Below are 5,067 nucleotides of genomic sequence, written 5' to 3'. Positions count from 1 at the left end.
AATTGGCACTTATCGCCTTTTCCTAAACAGCATTACCTGTTCTAGGTTCAATGGGTATGATCTCAGCCAAAAAAATTGTAGATTATTGAATTCTGATTGTAGATTTTTGAACTTATAATTCGTCAATCATCAATCGTCGCTCATCAATCTGCAATCAATCGAGCACCCCTTTTTGAGAACGGTGCAAAGATAGGAATCAATTAAGAATTTAAAAGTAAGAATGGATAAATTTTTAATTGATAGAAATTGAGACTGAAAACTGAGACTAAAAAACTCTCGCAAAGTCGCCAAGTCGCCGAGGTTAATTGGTGCATTATATTCAATTCGTGTAATTCGTGTCCAAAAAAACTCTGTGAATCTCAGCGCAACTCTGTGAAATAACGCTCGCAAAGACGCCAAGTCGCAGAGGTTAATTGGTGAGTTATATACAATTCGCGTAATTCGTGTCCAAAAAAACTCTGTGAATCTCAGCGCAGTCTCAGCGCAACTCCGTGAAATAACGCTCGCAAAGATGAAATTTATATAACAGACTTTCTTATTTAAACAATCTGTGAGACTGAAAACCGAGACTGAAAACTAAAAACTCATTCAATCTCAGGTGGTCTTCTATTTGCTTTTTTATCAGAAACCTTACGTTTGGCTTTCAATCGTTTTTTAATAACTGATCGTGGTATTTTGGTCTGAACTCGTTCTTTTTGAACAATTAATCCGTCGTTAAGAAGATTGAAAAACCGCTCGATAACCAGAGTTTTATTTTTATGCTGACTTCTACTTTCATCGCATTGAAGCAGCAGCATATTATCTTTAGTAAGTCGGTTGGCAATAGACTGTTTTAAGCGTTGTTTCTCATCATCCGTAAGACCAAGAGAAGCGTCCAAATCAAAAATAAGCTCCACTTTTGAAGCTACTTTATTGACATTCTGACCGCCAGCTCCAGAACTTCTTACGGCTCTAAACTGTAATTCTGATTGCAAAATATCCTTGTTCATGACTTTATTTTTGACACATCCTGATAACGACCAGAATTATTAAATAACATGATTTTAGGGCCTGTTTTAGATAAGAGTTGGCCATTGACTGACAACACAAAACTTACAACGGACAACTGATATAACGTCAACTTATTTTATTTGATGTGCAGGTTTTAACAAATCGGTTACAGTTTTCACCGGATTGAAAGTAATCAATGGCACTTCAACAAAAATGGTATTCCAATACGCCATACTCCCGTTCCATAGACCGGGTAATTCCAATGCTTTTAAATCGCGACCTGAACTCGATTTCATAGAAATAAATGCAGTTTCCGGATCTACAAATTGTTGCAGATCAAAAACCTCTCCTTTATAATTTTTAATACCGCACACTAGGTCGACAGGGTTAAAATGTGTAGCTTCCTTAAAGATTTCGAGTTGCTTTTTTAGCCCTTTATCCACTTGTGCCGATTCAACAATCTGAAGGGATATTTGACCATTTTCGCCTTTTACCCAAAATGGACCACCACCGGGTTCGCCTTCATTTTTAACCATGCCACAGATACGGATCGGTCGGTTCAATTGGTCAATTAAATATTCAATTTGATACTTTCTGGTATATTTTACATATTCTTTACTAATCACAATATGCATTTTACGTTCCATAAAAGCAACAATATCCTGAAGGTCTTTTTCTGAAATCTCGGTATTTTCTAAGAGATTGAGATATTTAAAAACCTGAGATTGAATTTCTACCAACATGCCACCCAACATTTTTTTGTACTCGGCCACCTCATTTTCATATTTATAAACCACGACATTGTCAATATTCTTAATGAAAATAACATCGGCATCCAATTGGTTTAAATTTTCCAATAAAGCACCATGGCCAGATGGTCTAAACATCAAATGCCCATCATCGTCCCTAAACAAATTATTGTCTGGTGTAACGGCAATGGTATCTGTTGCCTCTTTCTGGTAAGAAAACGAAATATCAAAAGTACTGTTGGTTTTACGTTCTACAATATCCTGAATGCGCTTAAATTCATCCTTAAATATAGTTTCGTGGCGTTCGGAAATTGTAAAATGCAAAGACGAATTGTCATTCGTCATAGCATACAAAGCGGCTTCAAATAAATGCTCTTCAAATGGTGTTGCTAAATGATCCTTATATTTATGAAATGGCAATAGACCTTTTGGATAAAATCCATAATTCATTTTATCTTCATCCAACATGGTTTTTACAAATACAAACCGTTGTTTATCTCTTGAAAACGATGCAAAATCTGGATAAAAAAGAGCTATTTGATCGAGTACTTTGTCATAAAATGGCAACTTCTCTAACCCAATAAAAAATAAAGACAAATCAGCATCTTTATGCTTATTGACATAAGAGTTTATCGTTTCATTTTCAGGATTATAATCTTCAATAAAGGTGAACAAATTTTTGAACATGCGGGTTGCAGCACCAGAAGCAGGAACAAATTTTGAGATGGAAATTGCATTTCGTTTCGCTTCAAAATAATTGATATAATGTGCTTTTTCGGCGTCTGAGCATTTAATAATACCATTGTTTATGGTTGCTGCCGAACTCAGGGTTACAAATGGAATTCCTGTTTTAAAAAGTTCTATTTGCGATTGGATTTTAGCTAATGTCAATCCTTTAGATTCTATTTGTCGTATGTCGGTTTCTGTAAATTTCACTTTTTATTTTTTATAAGTTCATCAATTTGGTTAACAGCCAATTCAAAGCGTTCGGCCATCGTTCCTTTTAATAAAATATAAGGTTTATTGTAGGTTTTTAAAGCGTTTTCAAACGCCTTAAACATGGTTTCTCGCTCATGAGGTTTATCCCTTAAATGGTCAGCTACCCATGGAATGTCAATATAAGTCAAAAAATACAAATCGTAAAAATTTTCAATCGCATATTTCTCTAAATCAGGATGACATATTCCATAATAGGCTTCTGAATACACTTTAGTTTCCAATAAATCGGTGTCGCAAATAAGTACGGTATTTGCTTTTGGCGTCCATTTATTTTCGAGTTGCATTTGACCTTGGGCAATGGGTAAAACGTCGTCTTTGCTCAACAATTTATTTTGCAACAACTGTGCTTCAGCATAAATACGGGAATATTCGGGCACAAAAACAGTATCATAATGATCTGCCAATTGCTTTGCCAGAGTGCTTTTCCCAGTAGATTCTGGACCAAACAAAACTACTTTTATGCAATTGCTTTTTGTTTGTTTAAGTTTTTTCTCCATTGCTGATAGGCTAGAATTGCCAAGATTAAAAATATCACATATTGAATGGCCGTAAATCCATAACCTTTTGCAAAATACAATGGTATAGAAGCAATATTACCAACAATCCATAGGATCCAGTTTTCTATTTTTTTGAGTGCCATAAGCCACATGGCCGCAAAAAATATTCCTGTTGTAAACGTATCTATAAAAGGCACTCCTTCTCTAAAATCCTCCAAACTTCCTGAAGTTAATTTCGAAAATGCGTAATGAATGCTTTCGGTAAAATTCAAATTATTGGGTATAATATTATAAAAACGATATACAATAAGTACAAAGATGGACGTAAACAAAAATATACCGATAGCTTTCAATTTATCTTGAAAGTTGGTGCGAGAAATTGGCATATGTTCCTCTTTGCCATCAATAACTTTACTCCACATATACCAACCAAAAACACTCATCAACGTGTAATAGATATTAATGATTAAATCGCCATACAAATTCCATTGTGCTAATAAATAGACATAGATTCCTGTACTGATAATACCGGTTGGATAAACTAAAATATTTTCTCGTTTGGCAAACCAAACACTCAATACTCCAAAAAAAGCAGCGGTAAACTCCAAAACAATATGAAGTGTAGAAGCCGAACGATAAGGTTCTAAAAAAAAATCTAGGATCTGATTCAAGGTTGTAATTTTTTTAATTCATCAAAAAATGATTCATCAGTTTCAAAAGCCGTTCCAATGACCACCACATCTGCGCCCGAACTATAGGCTTCATCCAGTTGTTTTTTGGTTTTTATTCCACCGCCAACAATGAGCGGAATTTTCAATTCGTTTTTTACGGCATTAATGATTTCAGAATTTATGGGTTGTAGAGCACCACTTCCAGCTTCCAAATAAATACATTTCATTCCCAAAAACTCTGATGCTTTGGCGGTATCAACTATTTTTTGAATATTTTCTCGTTTTAAGGGTTCGGTTTGTGTCACGCGCTCAACCGCTGTTTCTTTACCATTTTCGATCAATAAATAACCTGTTGGAATAATTTCAAGCGGCATTGTTCGCAACACCGAAACGGCTTCAATTTGTTTGCCTATCAAATACTCCGGATTTCGGCCTGACACCAAGGACAAAAAAAGCAAACCATCGGCATGCGACGATATTTGAGAAACATCACCTGGGAAAATTAGTATGGGAAGCTTGGTCAATTTCTTTAAACCAAAAACCAATCGATCGGTTTTATGTTCTTCATCGGTACTGCCGCCAACAAAAACATGAGTTGCATAAGATTGATTGAGTTTAGCCATAAACGACGGCAACTTTTCAAGCTCCATTTTATCAGGATCGATCAAAACAGCCAAAAGTTTTTCTTCCTTAGAAATTGAAGTTATAATATTTTGATATAAATTTTTGTTTTTAGCCACTACTCGGTTTTCTGTTGTCTGTTGTGAAGTTATCTGTTTTCGGTTGTTTTCCTCATCCGTCATCCGTCTCCTGTCATCCGTCTATATTCTATGCTCTCTTTTCTACTTTCTACCCTCTAATCTCAACCCTCTAAACCTCCTCCGCTCAACATACATAAGCACAAGTAAATCCCTCGAATTCAAAAAAATGAGTGTTATATCTGTATTTCACCTCTTCATAATCAATCCAAGCTATGGTTTCCTCATCTTTAATCATAAAAGGAATAACCAAAAAATGTTCTTTAAATAACATGCCTGGCGTTGCAAATAACTTATATAACGATTCTTTGATGCACCAAATCACCGTGAGTTTGTTAATATAATCATCAGCTGTATTTACCAGATAATTCTGTTCATAGCCAACAAATTTATGTGCGATTAC

The 5,067-nt window shown here is 35.1% G+C and carries 6 protein-coding genes; all 6 read right to left on the bottom strand.

Annotated features, from left to right (window positions below; genetic code table 11):
- Positions 1-584: 584 nt before the first annotated feature.
- On the bottom strand, positions 585-989 hold the full coding sequence (arfB, locus tag VNJ50_RS11565; protein ID WP_325582025.1) for an alternative ribosome rescue aminoacyl-tRNA hydrolase ArfB: 405 nt from the start codon (positions 987-989) through the stop codon (positions 585-587).
- 132 nt (positions 990-1,121) lie between these two features.
- On the bottom strand, positions 1,122-2,675 hold the full coding sequence (locus VNJ50_RS11560; RefSeq protein WP_325582023.1) for a DUF4301 family protein: 1,554 nt from the start codon (positions 2,673-2,675) through the stop codon (positions 1,122-1,124).
- The gene (locus VNJ50_RS11555; RefSeq protein WP_325582021.1) at positions 2,672-3,235 is read right to left on the bottom strand and encodes an ATP-binding protein; all 564 of its coding nucleotides are present in this window, start codon (positions 3,233-3,235) and stop codon (positions 2,672-2,674) included. Before VNJ50_RS11555 ends, VNJ50_RS11560 begins: the two co-directional genes overlap by 4 nt.
- Entirely contained in the window at positions 3,196-3,906 is a 711-nt protein-coding gene (gene pnuC, locus VNJ50_RS11550) for a nicotinamide riboside transporter PnuC (protein WP_325582020.1), read from the bottom strand. The genes VNJ50_RS11555 and pnuC overlap by 40 nt, the downstream gene beginning before the upstream one ends.
- Positions 3,903-4,709 (bottom strand): geranylgeranylglyceryl/heptaprenylglyceryl phosphate synthase, encoded by an 807-nt coding sequence (locus VNJ50_RS11545; protein WP_325582018.1) that lies wholly within the window; start codon positions 4,707-4,709, stop codon positions 3,903-3,905. Before VNJ50_RS11545 ends, pnuC begins: the two co-directional genes overlap by 4 nt.
- A gap of 82 nt (positions 4,710-4,791) precedes the next feature.
- The coding region (locus VNJ50_RS11540; protein WP_325582016.1) for a 4'-phosphopantetheinyl transferase superfamily protein at positions 4,792-5,067 on the bottom strand (276 nt) is incomplete at its 5' end.

It is taken from the genome of Gelidibacter sp., from assembly GCF_035577925.1.
Lineage (GTDB): Bacteria > Bacteroidota > Bacteroidia > Flavobacteriales > Flavobacteriaceae > Gelidibacter.
Note: the sequence above shows the minus strand (reverse complement) of the source record. Positions and strands in the feature narration are given on the sequence as shown.

Excerpts from the sequence above, each read along its gene's own strand:
- VNJ50_RS11545 (WP_325582018.1), bottom strand. The coding sequence starts at position 4,709 with ATGACGGATGAGGAAAACAACCGAAAACAGATAACTTCACAACAGACA.
- VNJ50_RS11555 (WP_325582021.1), bottom strand. The coding sequence starts at position 3,235 with ATGGAGAAAAAACTTAAACAAACAAAAAGCAATTGCATAAAAGTAGTT.
- arfB (WP_325582025.1), bottom strand. The coding sequence starts at position 989 with ATGAACAAGGATATTTTGCAATCAGAATTACAGTTTAGAGCCGTAAGA.